Raw genomic sequence first — 16,512 nt, forward strand, 5'->3', positions numbered from 1 at the left:
TGAACGCAAGACAGCTTCGCAATTTTGCAAGGCTTGATCATGATCTAGCCATACAAGTCTTTGTCTTGTCTTAAAATCGCGCTAAGTGTGATGAAATGATAAAGGAATCATGATGGCCGACACCAAAATTCCCAATGATCTCCCGCGTGAGCTGATTGCAAAACTCATTAGTTTCGACACGGTATCACGCAACTCCAATATGGTGCTGCTTGATTTTGTGCGCGACTATCTGGGGCAACTGGGCGTTGAAAGTAAATTGGTGCCTAATGAAGACGGCTCTAAAGCCAATCTATACGCGACAATCGGACCCAATGTTCCAGGCGGCGTCGTGCTTTCAGGCCATACGGATGTTGTGCCAGTCGACGGGCAAGATTGGTCAACGGATCCGTTTTCACTGGTAGAGCGCGAAGGCAAGTTTTTCGGACGTGGTGTAGCTGACATGAAGACTTATTGTGCTTTGGCGATGGCGGTGCTGCCAGACTTTTTGAAAAGCAATCCATCAAGGCCGATCCATCTTGCTTTTTCTTATGACGAGGAAGTCGGCTGCATTGGCGCGCCTTCCATGATTGAGAAGATGGTTGGCGATGTGCCAAAGCCGATGGCCGTGATTGTGGGTGAGCCAACAGATATGCAAGTTGTTACAGGTCACAAAAGCATCCTTGGCGTGCGCACCCATGTGACAGGACACTCTGTGCATTCGTGTCAAGTAGACCGAGGCGTGAGCGCGGTGATGACAGCGGCACGTCTTGTTACTTATCTTGAAGATATGATGCTGGAAAACAAACGCCTTAGCGACCCTACATCTCCTTTCGACCCGCCATATTCAACAATCCATTGCGGTGTGATTGAAGGAGGAACGGCGCATAATATCGTCGCTAAAGATTGCCGGATTGTGACCGACATTCGCACGGTCGCTGGTGAAAGCCCAATGGAATTTTATGACCGCTTTGAAACGCATATACGCGATGAGATCGAGCCGAAAATAAAAGCCATTGCTCCTGATGCGGGCATTGTTTTAGCACCGGGTAAAATGGTGCCGGGCTTGAAACCAGAAGTAAACGGTGCCGCCGAACAACTGGCACGCCAAATCACAGGCGATAATGGTGTTCATGCTGTCTCTTACGCAACAGAGGCAGGGCAATTCCAAACTGCTGGATATTCCACGGTTATCTGCGGTCCAGGTTCCATCGACCAAGCCCATCAGCCTGATGAGTTTATCACGCTTGAACAGGTAGCTGAAGGTTGGGCATTCATGCAGCGGGTGGCTGAGGTTCTGCGCTAAAATTATTCTGTCAAAGGCTTAGTTTTTCCCGCTATTTAGCGAGTATATTTGGAGAGACTGTCTATCATATGTCATGCTTTTATATGAAAATGCCCTACAGGGATTTACAATTTTCATGCAACCTTGAATTGTTTTTGATAATAATTACTACTATGTATCTACGAATCGCAAACCAAAGGTAATTTTCATGAAATTCTCCTATATCCCTGCATTTTTTGCCGCTCTCGGCTTGATGCTTTCCGCTCTTGTTTTTGCACCCTATGAAGCGCGCGCACAATCTGCCTGTAAAGGGCTTTCAAAATCAGCCTGTGAGGCTAAAGGCGGCTGTGCGCATGTGAAAGCACATACTCGTTCGAACGGTTCAAAGGTTTCTGCCTTCTGTCGTAAAACTAATGGCAATGGTTCTTCAACTGCAAAAAAGAAGTCAACCACGAAGAAATCGACGGCCAAAAAAGATAGCTCTAAAAAAACAACAAGCAAAAAATCGAGCAACTCAGACAATAAAACCAGCAAAAAATCGAGCAGCTCAAGTAAAAAAGATACGAAGAAAACAACTAAAAAGACGACAAGCAAAAAAAATAGTACGTCTTCAAAAAAGACCACATCTAAGAAGAAGCCTTCAAGCAAGAAAAAGACCACAACAAAGAAAAAAACCACTAAGAAAAAGCCAAGCAGTTAAGCATTAAACATGGCGCATAGTTGCGCATTATATAAGATCAAATCAGGTGCAACGCGGTATCGTGACATTGAAATTCACGAGGATTTAGTAAGGCGCGGTATGTAAATTTTTGATTAGATACAGGGTAAACACGCAATAAAAAGTTCGGCATGGTGATCGCCATGCGGTTCTTTTGTTTTTGTGGATGATTAATGGCGCCGCATTGTAAGCGTTATTTTTTAAGGGCGGCGCTTCCAGTAAGCAATAAAACACCAGTAAAAACCAGATAAGCGCTTGTTTTTCTAATGTTTGACTAATTGGAAGGAGGGCGCACAAGACTCCAAAAGCGAAGAAAAGCCACGGCAGGTAATTCCCGAATACAAGACAAATCCCACTTTGTCGCATGTTTTTGGGGGGCTATAAATTTAACTATTTAGTAAATTTCAAATCTTTTTGGGTCGATTGGGTATATATCCCTTTTAAATATACTGGTTGGTTAAGTATTTAGCTTCATAAAATTCATCAGTAATACCAAGAGATTTCGGCACTTTTTCCAAGAAAACGCTCTTTGTGAGATATTTTTTCCTATCAAGTACAACACTTTAAAACGCTGATCTTCGTTTAGACCCCCCCGAAAGCTTACATTTAGTGCAATAGCCGCGCGTGCGGCATGAACGTTATAAGGACTAGAAAACATGCAAGCGATCACAGCTAATCATCTGACAGGTGGCCATGTTCTTTTCTTTGCAACCGGCGGTGGTTGGAGCAAAGATATTTCTGATGCAGCGCTTTACAGCGATGCAGATAGTCTTGCGAGCGCCTTAGCACTTGCTTCGAAGGATGAAGAAGCGGGTCACATTGTCGCAGTTTATGAAATTGACATCATATTTGAGGACGACGCTCCTGTTCCGAAAAAGCTGCGTGAGCGCATTCGTGCTGAAGGACCAACCATTCCTTATGGCGCAGAAATGAAACTCGAAGGCTTCTACGCCGCTTAGACGGCCGTCGCTTTATTTCAGTTACCAACGAAGGTTTTGAATATATGTATCGCTACGATGAGTTTGATGCAAAATTTGTGAAAGAGCGCGTTGACCAGTTCCGCGATCAAATTTCACGTCGTCTTTCTGGCGAATTGACAGAAGACGAGTTCAAGCCTTTGCGCTTGATGAACGGCCTTTATCTACAGCTTCATGCTTATATGCTGCGCGTGGCTGTTCCTTACGGCACATTGAGCAGCAAGCAAATGCGCATGTTGGGTCATATTGCACGCAAATATGATCGTGGTTATGGCCACTTTACTACGCGCCAGAATATTCAGTTCAATTGGCCTGCGTTGGAAGATATTCCAGCGATACTCGATGATTTGGCAAGTGTTGAAATGCATGCCATCCAAACGTCGGGCAATTGTATCCGTAATACAAGCGCCGACCATTTTGCGGGCGCCGCCGCTGATGAAGTAGCCGATCCACGCGTTTATGCTGAAATTATTCGTCAGTGGTCGACCATCCACCCTGAATTTACCTTCCTACCGCGCAAGTTTAAAATCTGTGTCATTGGTGCAGAAAAAGATCGCGCAGCCATGAAGACTCATGACATTGGCCTCCAAGTGAAGCGCAATGAGGCAGGTGATCTCGGCTTTGCTGTTTTTGTTGGTGGTGGCCAAGGCCGCACACCGATGATTGCGAAGCGGGTCAATGATTTCGTCGCAGAAAATGATATCATCGCTTATTGCGAAGCTATTCTGCGCGTCTACAATATGTATGGTCGCCGCGACAACAAATATAAAGCCCGCATCAAAATACTGGTTCATGAAACTGGCATTGATGTGCTGCGCAAAGATATTGAGGCCGAGTTTGAGCGCATCAAGGACGGCGTGTTGCGTCTGCCTGATGAAAGCATTCGTGCGATTGAAGAGTATTTTGCTGATCCAGATTTTGAAAAATTGCCATCGACCAGCAAAGCCTTTGAAGACCGACTTGCAAGTGATCGTGCTTTTGCCATCTTCGCCGAGCGCAATCTGCACCCGCACAAAAAGATGGGCTACACATCAGTGGTCGTATCTGTGAAGCCTGCCGGTTCGCCTCCAGGCGATGCGACCGATGATCAGCTAGAGGCGATTGCTGATATTGGTGAGAAATACAGCTTTGATGAATTGCGCATCAGCCACGAGCAAAATGTGATTTTGCCGCATGTGAAGCTGGATGATCTGCCTGCCGTTTATGATGCATTGGTTGAAGCAAAACTTCATTCTGCTAATGCCGGTCTTATCACTGATATGATCGTCTGCCCTGGCCTTGATTATTGTGCTCTGGCAAATGCCCGCTCCATTCCTGTCGCTCAGCGTTTGAGCGAGCGGTTTGAAGACATTGAGCGCCAAAAAGACATCGGCGAATTGAAGTTAAAAATTTCAGGTTGCATCAACGCCTGCGGTCATCACCATGTTGGTCACATTGGCATTTTGGGTGTGGATCGCAAAGGCGAAGAGCTTTATCAAATTACGCTCGGCGGATCGGGCGACGAGAATACATCAATCGGCAAAATCGCCGGACGCGGTTTCACATCAGACGAGATCGTGGATGCGGTGGAGACAGTGGTCGACACTTATATGGATGTTCGTGAAAAGGCTGATGAAGCCTTTATCGATACCTACCGGCGCGTCGGTGACGCACCGTTTAAAGAAGCACTCTACGGCTAATCAAAGAGACCGGAAGTAAACGAGATAAAGGATAAAACCGATGACAAATGCTACAATTTGGGAACGTGGTTCATTCTATAAAGACAGCTTCAATGCCTTCGAAGAAGGTGGAGCGCGTGCTGGTGACTTGATTATTGATTTTGCTGCTTTTGAAGCGCATGACTGGTCGTCTCATGAAGGACGGCTTGGTCTTTCCATTCACGCAGGCGATGATATTGAAGCGATTGCTGCAAAGCTTGATGCTTTTGATCTGGTCGTTGTGAACTTCCCGTCTTTCGCTGATGGTCGCGCGTTTTCAATCGCACGCCTGATCCGTGATAAATATGAATTTTCCGGTGAGATACGTGCAACGGGCGCCTATATTTTGGACCAAATGCCGTTGTTGCAACGCTGTGGTGTGTCAACATTCGAAATCACGTCAGAAGCATTGAAAACCGGTCTTGAGCGTGGCGCTTGGCCTGATGTGCCGCGTTACTATCAGTTTGCCCTTGATGGTGAAGGAAATAGCGCGCGTGTGCGCCCTGTAGACACCAAGCGTCCTTGGTTGTCTGTGAATATTGTTGCAGAAGATGCCTCTGAACGCAGCGCTGCATAAATTTTGATAATGTGGTGGCTGAATATCAGCCACCCATCTCTAACAAAGCCCCACCAATCGCACCAACATTTGAAGTCTGCCACTGGTAAAAACAGAGGGAGAGGGATGTAGCGTGTACATACTCTAGGTGGCTTTCAATTGACAGACGCCCATCCGGCTAGTACGAAACATGACTATTCAGCTCAAGTAATATATAAATCTGAGAGTAGCGTGTTGGCGAGCGACGATTTTCCTCTAAAAAAAGATACCTCAAATCTTCCACATCAAAATAGCATTCGCTTTGCGGGATTGAGAAAGCTGGATCGCAATTTTATCATCATCGTAAGCGTTCTTTTCGCAATCGTTGCGATGCCCTTTGTGGCGCTTGGTGTTTTGTCTCTAGGTGGCTTTGATAGTGATTTATGGTCGCATTTGAACAATACGATTTTGTGGCCCGCAGTTCGATCAACGCTATATTTGATGCTGGGCGTTGGTGTGGTGGTGACATTAATAGGGGTTTCAACCGCTTGGCTTGTGACGGTGTGCCGTTTCCCCGGTCGAGGTATTTTGTCTTTTGTTCTTTTGCTGCCTTTAGCATTGCCGACCTATGTGTCGGCTTTTGCTTATATTGAAGCGCTTGGCTTTACTGGACCAATACAAACGGGCATCCGTGCGCTTTTTGGCTATACCAGCATACGTGAATATTGGTTCCCTGATTATCGAACATCAACGGGCGCGATTTTTGTGATGAGTGCTGTGCTCTATCCTTATGTTTATCTCACAACCCGCGCGTCTTTTGCTATGCAAACGGAATCTGCCTTTGATGCTGGTCGCACACTGGGGGTAGGGCCGTTTCAATTGTTTTTCCGCGTGGCGCTCCCCATGGCGCGGCCTGCTATAATCGTCGGTGTTGCGCTGGCGCTCATGGAAACCGCTAATGATATTGGTGCGGTGGAATTTTTCGGTGTGCGCACACTCACCACTACGATTTATGATGTTTGGTTAAATCGCTCAAGCCTTGCCACGGCCTCGCAGATTGCCTGTTTATTCTTAAGTTTAATCATTCTGCTTCTTTGGTTAGAGCGCCATGCGCGCCAAGCTCAAAGGCTTTTTCAAAGTTGCGGTAAGACAACCAGCTTCAAACCATTTCAACTGCGGGGGCTTCGTGCTTTTGTGGCTATTATTATTTGCGCTTTACCGGTTTTAATAGGGTTCGTTGTGCCTGTAATGGTGCTGGCAGAAAGCGCGATTGCTTATGTGGCGATTGATGGCTTTACCGCTCTTTTGACCCCAATGGCAAACTCTTTGTTTCTCGCCATTGTGGCAACTGTAGTGCTTATCATAATAGGCTGTTTTTTTGCATATTTGACCAACAGCTTGCCTACGCCCATGTGCGATTTACTCGTGCGCCTGACAACTCTTGGTTATGCAGTGCCTGGTGTGATTTTGGCGGTCGGAATATTGATCCCTCTTGCGACCTTCGATAATGCCTTTGATAGCTTCATGCGCGGTACATTTGATATCAAAACCGGTCTTGTTTTATCAGGAACAACATTCGCCTTGATATATGCCTATTGCATCCGATTTTTGCCAATGGCTTATGGTGCTTGCGATAATGGATTTCAGCGCCTTACCCCAAACTTCGGTTTTGCCGGTCGCACGTTGGGTCGTTCGCAAATAGCTGTTTTGTATGAGGTGTATTTTCCGCTGCTGCGCCCAGCGATTATCACGGGTGCCATCTTGGTTTTTGTGGATTGTATGAAGGAATTGCCCGCCACTCTTTTATTGCGGCCTTTCAATTATGAAACCCTGTCCACACGCATTTATGAGGCAGCGTCTTTGGAGCTATTTGAAGAAGGCGCTTTACCGAGTTTGGCGATTATTGCCGTGGGGCTTTTGCCGGTCCTACTTTTGTCACTGCAAGACCGGCAGAATAAGTAGCAACTTAGTCTACAAGAGTTGCCTCGGTCACGGCTTTGACTTCGTCAAGCGTCACATCGGGTGCAAGCTCTATGATTTTTAAGCCACCTTCGACAACATCAAAAACACCATAATTCGTGATGATGCGATCAACCACGCCAGTGCCTGTGAGTGGCAAGGTGCATGACTTCAACAATTTGCTTTCACCACGTTTGTTGGCGTGGTCCATGGTCACCACCACGCGCTGGACGCCAGCAACTAGATCCATAGCCCCGCCCATACCTTTGACAAGCTTGCCAGGTATCATCCAATTGGCTAAATCGCCATTTTCTGCAACCTCCATAGCGCCCAGTATGGACAAATTAATATGCCCGCCACGGATCATCGCAAAACTGTCGGCTGATGAAAAGTAACTGGAACGATCAAGTTCCGTGATGGTCTGTTTGCCGGCATTAATAAGATCGGCGTCAATTTCGTCTTCGGTGGGAAAAGGTCCCATGCCGAGCATGCCATTTTCAGATTGCAGGGTAACATCGATGCCTTCAGGTATGAAATTAGCAACGAGAGTTGGAATGCCAATACCAAGATTGACATAAAAGCCATCATGCAGTTCCTGCGCGGCGCGTGCGGCCATTTGATTGCGGTCCCAAGCCATATGGGTGCCTCCTTTATTTGTGTGGCCCTAAGCGGCGCGAATTGTGCGTTGTTCGATGCGTTTTTCGTGTGTGCCTTTAAAAATGCGCTGCACGAAAACACCCGGTGTATCGATACGGTCAGGATCAAGTTCATGCGGTTCCACGATCTCTTCAACTTCTGCGACGGTCACCTTGCCGCACATGGCGGCCATGGGATTAAAGTTTTGTGCCGTTTTGCGATAGACAAGATTGCCATAGCGATCACCTTTCCACGCTTTTACAATCGACAAATCCGAGACAATGCCGCGCTCCATAATAAAGGTCTGGCCATCAAAATCTTTGTGCTCTTTGCCTTTGGCAACTTCTGTACCAACACCTGTTTTGGTGTAAAAACCGGGAATGCCCGCGCCGCCTGCACGCATCCGCTCTGCCAGCGTGCCTTGTGGATTGAATTCAATCTCAAGTTCACCGGCCAGATATTGCTGCATGAATAAATCATTTTCGCCCACGTATGATGAAATCATCTTTGCTACTTGGCGGTCTTGCAGCAAAAGCCCAAGACCAAAATCATCCACGCCCGCATTATTGGATGCGATGGTGAGACCTTTGGTGCCAGCTTTTTTAATGGCGGATATAAGATTTTCAGGAATGCCACAAAGGCCAAAGCCTCCTGCCGCAATCATCATCTTGTCAAACAGGAGGCCATCGAGTGCTTCTTCTGCGGAATTATAGACTTTTCCCATTCTCATCTTTCCATTTTGTGTTGTTATTGCTCGTTTACGTGCAGTGCATATAATTTGCTGTCGTGCAATATATACTATAAATTTAACAGTCGATACGGTGCTGACTATAGATAGTGATTTTCATCATTTTTGATATGATGTGCATTGCTACTGCTATGCTAAATGTTTTTCCATACAACATGAATGAATATGGTTATATCGTGTGTAGTTGTTCTGGGATATGATTATTCAATCCGATATTTGAAATTATATGGTGGCTCACAGCCATGCTGATGAAAGGCGATAAAAGCTTTTGTTGAAAAGACTTCTCTATATTGTGCCAATTATTTTATTGGTTATGACTGCCGTGCTTGTTGGTAGTTTCTACCTTGTGCCAACCGATCGCTTGAACGCTGTTATTGCGCGCCAGCTAACAGATGCTTTTGGCTCTAATGTAACCCTTGCCGGACGACCAACTGTTAGTTTAGTTCCTTTTTTAAAGGTGAGTTTTGGTCCTGTAAAAGTTGCCGTCAGCGGCGATGATAATAAGACCTTGATGAATATTGAACGTGCCAGTGGTCGGTTGTCGACAACATCACTTTGGGAAAGAAAGCCAGCGCTTCGTTTCATTGATTTAGAGAACGCCAAAATTTTTTTGATACGTGATGCGACTGGTGAATCAAATTGGTCTGCATCGCGGTTTTTCTCAAAAGATAAAAATGATGGGCTGGATGCGCCCGATGTGCCCGAGTTGAAATTTTCAAAAATATTGAAACGCATATCATTCGTGAACAGTACGCTTGTAATTGCAGATCCGGACCTCGTTGAATCTCATATACTGACTGAGTTTAATGCGACTATCACAGGCCCGCCGCGTAGTGCTGACTTCGCTGTTAAAGGGTCATTCATGTGGCATAATGAGCTGGTTAAAGGTGCCGTAAGCATCGAAAAGCCGGGTGCTTTCATGGTTGGTGATACAAGCTCAGCAAAAGTATCAATTTCTTCGGATGCGGTCGATGCCATATTTAAAGGTGATCTCAAATGGGCGAAGCAATTACGTGGTGATGGCACTTTAGAGGCGAATATTCATTCTGCCTTAGAGGCTTCCAAATTGCTGGGTCTTTCTAGCGGAAATATATTGCCCGAGGGGCCAATACGACTTATCGGGGATGGTATTTTTACGCCTGAGGCCTTTGATTTTCGTCCGATCGGAATTCGTTTCCAAGATAGTAAGGCAGACGGTAGGCTGCAACTTGATTTAACTGGTTCGGGCCTTGGCTTATCTGGAACTTTAGCTTTTGATCAATTTGTTTTTAGCGACAAAGTATCCGAAAAGACCAATGCTCCATCATTCTTGGATGCCTTGCTTGAAACAGGGCAATCGGGTGCCAAACTGGATCTGCGCTTATCTGCGGATACGGCACGCATTGCAGGGCAGGATATTCAAAATATGGCTGTTGGTATTATTCTCAATAAGCCATCTCTTCTCGTAAATATCGGTTCCGCTGGCATGATGGGTCTTGGTGATACTGATGTGCCACTCAGCCAGTTGCGTGGTGAAATTGCTATAAAATTTGTTCATGAACAGAAAATAGCGAGTGCCAATTTAACGCTCAATAATATGACGATTGACGCATTAGAAGAAACTGTGGGAACCGCGCTCCCATTAGATGGCAATGCGTCGATATCCTTGCAGGCTTCAGCTAGTGGCGAAAATGCGCAAGAGCTGGAAGATGCTTTTGAGTTAAAAGTCGTGGCCGATATACAAGATGGGGTGCTGAATAATTTCAACCTTGTTGAGGTGTTGAACGCGGATCGAGCACCTGATGGTACAGCAATAAATAATGAAAACTTCAAAACACCTTTCAAGCGCGGTCAAATCAGGGGAACGATAAATTCTGCTGGTATTTTTTCTATTTCAGAGATGAATCTTCAGGCAGAAAATATGAATGCGAGTGCAAGCGGTCGCGTTGACATTGCTGGCAATCTTCTTTCCATATTGGGCAGTATATCGCCTATAAATTTAGCTCAAGCGCCTGAAAATTTAAATACACAATTTACACTAGGCGGAACAATTTTTACCCCGCGTGTCTCAAGCATAAACGGTGTGCCAGTTTCCACGCCACAAGGACCTCAATAACAGCAGGCGCCGCAAATTTATCTCTAGCTAAAATCGTAATCCGAAAAAGATCGCATATTTAAATCTTGCGTGCCCGGTCTCATAACGGGAGGAAAAGCGCGATCGCGGCAATTTGCGACTTCGCACAGACGACAGGTAACCCCAATTTGTTTAGGGGTGACACCAGAAAAACCATCTCCATAGGCAATGTCACGGGCGTGGATGAGATCGCATCCAATGATAAGTGTTCGTCGGCGTGGTCTGTCGCCATGGCCAAAGGCGCGGGTTTTTTCTGCGTGGGCAATAACCAACCATTCAGGCCCGTCACTTAGGGCAACGCTCTCGACAGCCACACGGCCATGGTTGGTGTTGACGCCTGGCGGAATAAGCTTGAGGCAGGGGTTTCCCGCACGCGCCAATGAGAAATTAGCGCCAGGGTTAAAGGTGCAAACATTGCCGACCGGGTCAAGCTCGATCATAAAAAACGGCACGCCAGTACGCCCCGGTTTATGCAGGCTGGTGATGCGTCGTACGACATCGCGCCACCGCACCTGAAAACGTCTGGAAAGTAGACCAATATCATAACGAGAGCGGGCGGCGGCTGTGTAAAATGTCTCATAGGGCATGAGCAGGGATAGGGCAAAATAATGAGCACATTCAAGACGCAGTAGCCTGTCAGTCTCATGATTGTTGAAACCAGCTTGTTTAATGGTTTCGTCAATCAACTCACCAAACGCTAAAAGAGCGAACTGGGATGCAAGCGCCATCAAGCGTTCTTCCGGTGTGAGGCGTTCTGAGAGGAAGATGCGCTGAGAATGCCTGTCATACCGTATAGAATGATCAGCCATTGTATGGATGGGCAAAACTTTCACATTGATCTGGCGATCATTTAAAATATAGGTTTTGAGGCTTGTGAACATATCATCATTTGGGGCAAGCGCCGCATTGAGCGTGGTCGCGGCTTCGTCGAGTTCAGGGAAATAATAAGGGTGGCTTTGCAGGTGGTCGCGCACTTCATCCAGCGGTAAACGGCTTTGGGTGACAATATGTGCTTTTGCATCATCTGACATGAGATGCGAAAGGGTAGAAAGTTTGTCGTTGCTTTCTTTATAGGCGCGATAAAGATGAATAAGGCCTGAGACCAAATTGGGAACACTATCTGCGGCTTCAATGAGTTCAGAATCCGAGGCCACTTCACCAGCCAGAAGGGGGTCAGAAAATATTTCTTTCAGCGCCTCATTTGTCTGGCCACTTTCATCTCCTTGCAGCTCTTTCAAGTCAATTTCATATTTGGTCGATAATTTTAAAAGCAATTGAACCGTTAGCGGTCGCTGATTGCGTTCGATTAAATTGAGATAACTTGGGGAGATGCCAAGTTGTTCGGCCATATTTGCTTGAGTTAAGCCCAATTGTGTTCGCACGCGGCGGATGCGGGGGCCTGCAAAAATCTTATGATCTGCCATCGTTTGCTGTCGCTTTCATGGGTCTAGAGCGGTTGTGTTAATTCTCATAATTACAAGATTTACAAAAATTTATCAGTGAACTGAAAATTACTTTACAAAAAAACTCTTTTAATATCAATAGGTAATAGACTTTATTGGAATAATTGTAAATATTGACAAGGATACTCTAGATGAACATTGAAAGTATCTATCAATGATAGATGCTTAAAGCTGAAAGGAAACGGAAATGAGCGCTGAGAGGAAACCTGAGCAAGATATGAAAGCCAAAGCACGTGTTAAAGAGCGGGCTGAAGAGCAGGTGGAACTACTCGACGATGAGCAGTCCACTGCAATTCGCATGCTGGCCAATGAAATTCACAGGCTTAATCAAACAGTTGTGCGCGCTGTTGAAGCTGGCGTTTCCGTTGAATTAGTCCGCACCGCTCGTCACCATTCTGGCAATGGCAACTGGGGCGACCTTGTGGTGCCGGTTATCAAACAGAGCTAATTTTATGGTTGTGCCATTCAAAAGTTAACTAGGGGCGCGTCAAAGAGGCGTCCCTTTTTGATCGTCCGCGTTGCTTAGCGCGCCAAAACCCGTTCATTTGGGAAAACCACTTGAATAAGTGTTCCGTAATTAACACGTGAGTCGATTATAAAGCGCGCGCGGTTCGCCTCCACTAGTGCTTTTGTTAAGGGCAAGCCGAGGCCAGTGCCTGGTTTGCGGTTCTTTTGGTCGACCTCAACCTGTCTGAAGGGTTGCAACGCGTATTGAAGATCATCTTCACTCATACCAATGCCAGTATCGCGCACTCGAATGGCTACTTCACCATTTTCATCCAAAGTGGTGGAAATAATCACTTGGCCACCTGCTTTGGTGAATTTCACCGCATTGGACAAAAGATTGAGCGCGATTTGCCGAATTGAGCGCATATCTGCAACAACAGGGGGAAGGGATTCCATTAAACTGGTGCGAATGATAATCCGGTCCTTATTTGCATCAGGCTGCATCAAGGCCACACACTCTTGAATAACAGTATTGAGTATGACGGATGAAAAAGTTAGATCAAGCTTACCTGCTTCAATCTTGGAAAGATCCAGCAGATCATTCACCAAGCTCATCAGGTGATTGCCCGATGCGTTGATATCGCGTGCATATTCCAGATAACGCGGATTTTCCATCGGGCCATAGTGCTGTTCCATCATCACTTCTGAAAAGCCGATAATAGCATTCAGTGGCGTGCGTATTTCGTGGCTGATGGCGGCAAGAAAATCTGATTTTTGAGCATTGGCATTTTCTGCAATACGTCGACTTTCGAGCAGTTCTTCTTCGGCTCGTTTCCACTGCGTGATATCACGCAGAACAACGCAAAAGACCCCGTCGGCAAATCGCTCATTCTTCTCAAGCCGTCCAATCGTAATGAAAAGCGGTATAAGGCCACCGTTCGACTCTTGGGCTATTAACTCACGTCCATCATTCAACACGCTGGCAACACCGTTGCTTGTTAAGCCATCCAGATAATCTTGGATCGATTTTTGGCTTTCTTCGGCAAACAAGGTTGTGATTTTCAAGCCGCGCATCTTTGAGCGATCACGGTCAAAAAGAGCTTCCGCGCTTGAGTTCGCATGAATGAGTTTGCCAGTTTCATCGATAATTAAAATGCCATCTGAGGCGATGTCCATCACATCAGTCGATTGACCTAAAAGATCGCTCATGCGTTCGCCATCACTGGCGCCTGTGTAGGTGGTATCAGTTTTTGCTGTCAGCGCCATCAATAAGGCATCACTGCCCTGCCATTCTCCGGACTGGAGGCGCAAATCAACGGCGGCTGTTGTTCCATCGGCCATTTTGGCTCGAACAGCTTGCGGGATATGGCCTTCCTGATGATCTGCTTTAATGACAAGATGTTTCAAAATATCGCGTCCAACAAAAGAACCTGGATCCGTTTGTGTGTCTGCTTGAAACAGGGTGTTGATACCCCCTGCATCCTCAAATGATTGAACATCATCATAGCCGAGAAAGTCGAGGACGGACTGATTGGCAAAAAGAACATCACGATGACGCGAAACTATCAGGCCAAGCGGTAATCTGTTTAAAATGCTATCTCTTTCAAGCCGCATTTCAGGGGTGATTGTTTCAGCCTTTGCACTGATTTTATCTTCATCGAGATCCGAGTCGTTATCATTATCGTCTGGGTCATCTGGGTGCTCGCTAGAGCCCGAGCCTGCATTAGAGCCTAGAATAGCTGCGGCACCGGCGCCTAAACCTTTGGCAACATTGCTTTTGGATGGAGTGCTTTGTGGGTCAGGGCTTTTGGCAATAAAGGTGTCATCCAATATTTCGGCTGCCCGTTCGTCGATGGTTTGCTTTTTAGGCTTTTCAGTTGTTGCTGGCTTGGTATGCCCCTCTATGATACTGGCAGCATCCAAATCAATATTTTCATCTTGGTTTTCTTCTTTGTCGCCATCAAGCCGTGCGCTCAACGCATCTGCGATTTGTTTGAATGCGGTTCGTTCTGGCTTGCTAAGCGAGGCTGTTTCATCTTCTGTTGGCTGTGTTGGAACACCGATGGGACGGCGATGAAGTGGAACAACTTTGTTGTTTTCATCGTCACTACTTTGATTGCGCTCAAATAATTCTGCTAAGGTATTTTTTTCTTCAGTCTCGTAATCTTCGCTCCACCGCAGCTCATCTTCTTCGGGTTGGTCTTCGTCATCCACGTTTTGGGCTTCATTGGTTGTTTCATCGTCAGGCAATGGTGTTGTTGCTATAAACTTTTCCCATTCCTCACTCGAAGTGCCAGTCTCGCCAGCCTCATCAGCTTCGACTTCCACCTCCATATCCAGATCAGCGTGGACTGTAACATTTGTTGTTTCAATTGATCCAAAACCTCTGAAACCTTCAAATTTACGCCCTGAATTGAAGATCGGCATGGCGGTCATGGTGACGGGAGCGCGCAGCGGGCCTATTTTCTCATCTCCATCAGATGATGCCGTTCCGCTGATGGGCCAATAAATGGTCTCAGTCCAAATTGATTCCCGTTTGATTTTGCGTGCGATTGTACCCGTGGGGTCCATATTAAACCGTTTAGAGACATCGGCCCAGTTCTGACCTAATATATCTCCGGTTTCAGACCCTAGTGTTTCCACAATCTCAGGTGAAAGTGTGGTTACGTCTTGGTGTGCGTTTAATGTAAAGAGAAAGCGTGTCGGCGTTTCTTTTGAGATGAATGTAAATTTATCCTCTTGAGAACCGTCATTATCGTCTGCGCCAAGGTTAGCCACAAGTGCGTCTTCTCGTGTTTCATCGCTGCCAGTTTCACGATCAGTTTTACTGTCTATTTCATCATCAATAAAGACGACTTCTTCTGCCTCATTGATTGCTGTGTCGGAGATTGTGTCCTGTGTTTTCACAGGGGCCTCATCCGAAATATCCACTGCGTGAGGGGCTTTTTCTAATGGCGTCTCATTTTTTACATCGCTTAAGGCTGCAAAGATATATGACGCTGCTCCATCGGCGTCACGAAGAACTGAGAGATGAAGGGTGTGATCTTCATCTGGCAGGGTGAGTGATGTGCTATAGTGGTTTTTGAGTGAGCGTGCAGCCTTTCTAAGAAAAGCTTTATCAATATCTGCATCGTGAAAGGCGTTTGAGGCCTCTTTAACTTTGCCTTTAATTGAAAGCAGGGCCGCGGCTGCGTCGCCGCGTGAAAAAAGTTTCATCAAGCGCCGGTGATCTTTAGGCGGAGAGTAAGATTTTGCCTTGCCTATAGTGTGTTCTGCGCGAACAAAAATCGCATCTTGTCCATTCGTCAACTGAATGCGCTCAAGTGTAGCGTCAATCGTGATGGGCTTCATGGCTTGAAAAAATTTCAAGGTACTTTTAAGGGGAGTGCCTATTTCTGTATTTGTTGCCATACGCGCGATTTGTACTGTGGCAGGAGATACCCGACGAAACGTGCGTGAGAGAAGGTCCGGCAATGACTTGGTGTCAAAGAAACGGCATCCAGCCTCATTAGACCACAATATATTCTCACCAGATGTTGACCATACCCAAGCCGGTTGAGCGATAAAAAGCGCTTCTGCCACCAAAGGGTTTGATAATGCCTGACTATAGATTGCGTTTGGACTACTCATTTTTATATCCTACCAATAACCGCCGGCTTATGAATTCCATTCTATCAAGACTGTTTTATATTAAGGCTTTTGAACGCCTTTTGAAGTCTGTTGTATTCTTGAATAGCCCTTATGAAGGCTCTAGGTCTAGTTAGTTAAGGGCATAAACGGCGATGACAGTAATATTTGGTTAACCAGTAAGGTTTCTGATTTTGGTAAACAGTGGAGATATTTTGCTATGCGGTGCGCGCAATGCTGCGATGCAAAATAAATGTTGCGCTGCAGCATAAAATCATTATATAAGCTTCATAGACATCGGGCGATAAGTGATGCGCTCAAAATTCACATT

General features: G+C 46.2%; 12 protein-coding genes. 8 read left to right on the forward strand and 4 right to left on the reverse strand.

The window, feature by feature from the left end; genetic code table 11:
• Window positions 1–112: 112 nt before the first annotated feature.
• The 6 genes from argE (at window position 113) to ABJ081_06680 (ending at window position 7,150) form a co-directional block, all read left to right on the forward strand.
• The gene (gene argE, locus ABJ081_06655) at window positions 113–1,282 is read left to right on the forward strand and encodes an acetylornithine deacetylase (GenBank protein MEP6356344.1); all 1,170 of its coding nucleotides are present in this window, start codon (window positions 113–115) and stop codon (window positions 1,280–1,282) included.
• A 187-nt stretch (window positions 1,283–1,469) separates the two neighbouring features.
• Window positions 1,470–1,961: a hypothetical protein gene (locus tag ABJ081_06660; protein ID MEP6356345.1), complete on the forward strand. Its 492-nt coding sequence runs from the start codon at window positions 1,470–1,472 to the stop codon at window positions 1,959–1,961.
• Between the two features lie 674 nt (window positions 1,962–2,635).
• On the forward strand, window positions 2,636–2,938 hold the full coding sequence (locus ABJ081_06665) for a DUF2849 domain-containing protein (protein MEP6356346.1): 303 nt from the start codon (window positions 2,636–2,638) through the stop codon (window positions 2,936–2,938).
• 44 nt (window positions 2,939–2,982) lie between these two features.
• The gene (locus ABJ081_06670; GenBank protein ID MEP6356347.1) at window positions 2,983–4,635 is read left to right on the forward strand and encodes a nitrite/sulfite reductase; all 1,653 of its coding nucleotides are present in this window, start codon (window positions 2,983–2,985) and stop codon (window positions 4,633–4,635) included.
• 40 nt (window positions 4,636–4,675) lie between these two features.
• Entirely contained in the window at window positions 4,676–5,230 is a 555-nt protein-coding gene (locus ABJ081_06675; protein ID MEP6356348.1) for a DUF934 domain-containing protein, read from the forward strand.
• Window positions 5,231–5,443: 213 nt separating this feature from the next.
• Window positions 5,444–7,150 carry an iron ABC transporter permease gene (locus ABJ081_06680; GenBank protein ID MEP6356349.1) on the forward strand — a complete coding sequence of 569 codons (1,707 nt, stop codon included), beginning with the start codon at window positions 5,444–5,446 and terminating at the stop codon, window positions 7,148–7,150.
• A gap of 4 nt (window positions 7,151–7,154) precedes the next feature.
• Here ABJ081_06680 and ABJ081_06685 read toward each other — a convergent pair whose 3' ends face one another.
• Together ABJ081_06685 and ABJ081_06690 are read right to left on the reverse strand one after the other, a co-directional pair.
• On the reverse strand, window positions 7,155–7,784 hold the full coding sequence (locus tag ABJ081_06685; GenBank protein ID MEP6356350.1) for a CoA transferase subunit B: 630 nt from the start codon (window positions 7,782–7,784) through the stop codon (window positions 7,155–7,157).
• Between the two features lie 27 nt (window positions 7,785–7,811).
• On the reverse strand, window positions 7,812–8,507 hold the full coding sequence (locus tag ABJ081_06690) for a CoA transferase subunit A (protein MEP6356351.1): 696 nt from the start codon (window positions 8,505–8,507) through the stop codon (window positions 7,812–7,814).
• Between the two features lie 292 nt (window positions 8,508–8,799).
• Between ABJ081_06690 and ABJ081_06695 the strand changes: the two genes are divergently transcribed.
• Entirely contained in the window at window positions 8,800–10,626 is a 1,827-nt protein-coding gene (locus tag ABJ081_06695; protein MEP6356352.1) for an AsmA family protein, read from the forward strand.
• A gap of 23 nt (window positions 10,627–10,649) precedes the next feature.
• Here ABJ081_06695 and ABJ081_06700 read toward each other — a convergent pair whose 3' ends face one another.
• Window positions 10,650–12,068 (reverse strand): short-chain fatty acyl-CoA regulator family protein, encoded by a 1,419-nt coding sequence (locus ABJ081_06700; GenBank protein MEP6356353.1) that lies wholly within the window; start codon window positions 12,066–12,068, stop codon window positions 10,650–10,652.
• 256 nt (window positions 12,069–12,324) lie between these two features.
• On the opposite strand from ABJ081_06700, the gene ABJ081_06705 reads away from it, so the two are divergent.
• The gene (locus ABJ081_06705) at window positions 12,325–12,555 is read left to right on the forward strand and encodes a hypothetical protein (GenBank protein MEP6356354.1); all 231 of its coding nucleotides are present in this window, start codon (window positions 12,325–12,327) and stop codon (window positions 12,553–12,555) included.
• Window positions 12,556–12,629: 74 nt separating this feature from the next.
• On the opposite strand, the gene ABJ081_06710 is transcribed toward ABJ081_06705, so the two are convergent.
• Window positions 12,630–16,184 (reverse strand): PAS domain-containing sensor histidine kinase, encoded by a 3,555-nt coding sequence (locus ABJ081_06710; protein MEP6356355.1) that lies wholly within the window; start codon window positions 16,182–16,184, stop codon window positions 12,630–12,632.
• Window positions 16,185–16,512: the final 328 nt, after the last annotated feature.

It is taken from the genome of Hyphomicrobiales bacterium (genome assembly GCA_039989895.1).
In the GTDB taxonomy this organism is placed as follows: domain Bacteria; phylum Pseudomonadota; class Alphaproteobacteria; order Rhizobiales; family JACESI01; genus JACESI01.